The organism is Rhizobium sp. BR 317, assembly GCF_047445835.1.
Classification (GTDB): Bacteria; Pseudomonadota; Alphaproteobacteria; order Rhizobiales; family Rhizobiaceae; genus Rhizobium; species Rhizobium paranaense.
In genome coordinates, this window is record NZ_JARWLB010000166.1 from 1 (window position 1) to 963 (window position 963).

Annotated in this window: 1 protein-coding gene; it reads left to right on the plus strand. The window is 62.7% G+C overall.

Annotation, left to right across the window (positions count from 1 at the left end; genetic code table 11):
- Nucleotides 1-963: DEAD/DEAH box helicase family protein (locus QD357_RS32560; protein ID WP_414126122.1), on the plus strand; the 963-nt coding region annotated here is incomplete at both ends.

Consider the following 963-nt stretch of genomic DNA (forward strand, 5'->3'; position numbering starts at 1 on the left):
AGCTGCTGCCGAGCTCGATGCCGCCTACGAGCGCAACGTTCGTGCGCTCCAGGCGGTACAGCCCGTCGATCTCCGCCCGTCTGACATCACCGCTCGGTTGGGCACGCCCTGGATCCCAGCAGCCGATATCGTCGACTTCGTGCATGAGACGATGGGCGCCGAGATCAAAATCCACCACATGCCGGAACTCGGCTCGTGGACGGTTGAGGCTCGGCAGCTTGGTTGGACCGCCGCCGGCACATCGGAATGGGGAACCGACCGCCGGCACGCCGGCGAGCTGCTCGCCGATGCGCTGAACAGCCGCGTGCCGCAGATCTTTGACGTTTTCAAGGAGATGGACGGCGAGCGGCGGGTGCTGAACGTGGTCGACACGGAAGCCGCCCGCGACAAGCTGCAGAAAATCAAGACGGCGTTTCAGAACTGGGTCTGGACCGATCCGGATCGCACCGACCGCCTCGCCCGGGTCTACAACGACCGCTTCAACAATATCGCGCMGCGAAAGTTCGACGGTTCCCATCTCACACTTCCCGGCGCCTCTGGCGCCTTTGTTCTTTATGGGCATCAAAAGCGCKGCATCTGGCGGATCATCTCGTCGGGTTCCACCTACMTTGCGCACGCCGTCGGTGCTGGCAAGACGATGACGATGGCTGCCGCCATCATGGAACAGCGCCGCCTGGGACTCATTGCCAAGGCGATGCTGGTCGTGCCGGGCCATTGCCTCGCCCAGGCGGCGCGCGAGTTTCTGGCGCTCTATCCGAACGCCCGGATCCTCGTTGCCGACGAGACTAACTTCACCAAGGACAAACGGGCTCGCTTCCTCTCCCGCGCCGCCACCGCGACCTGGGATGCGATCATCATCACCCACTCGGCATTCCGGTTCATCGCCGTGCCATCGACATTTGAACAGCAGATGATCCAGGACKAGTTGCAGCTCTATGAKGACCTTCTGACCAAGGTCGATAG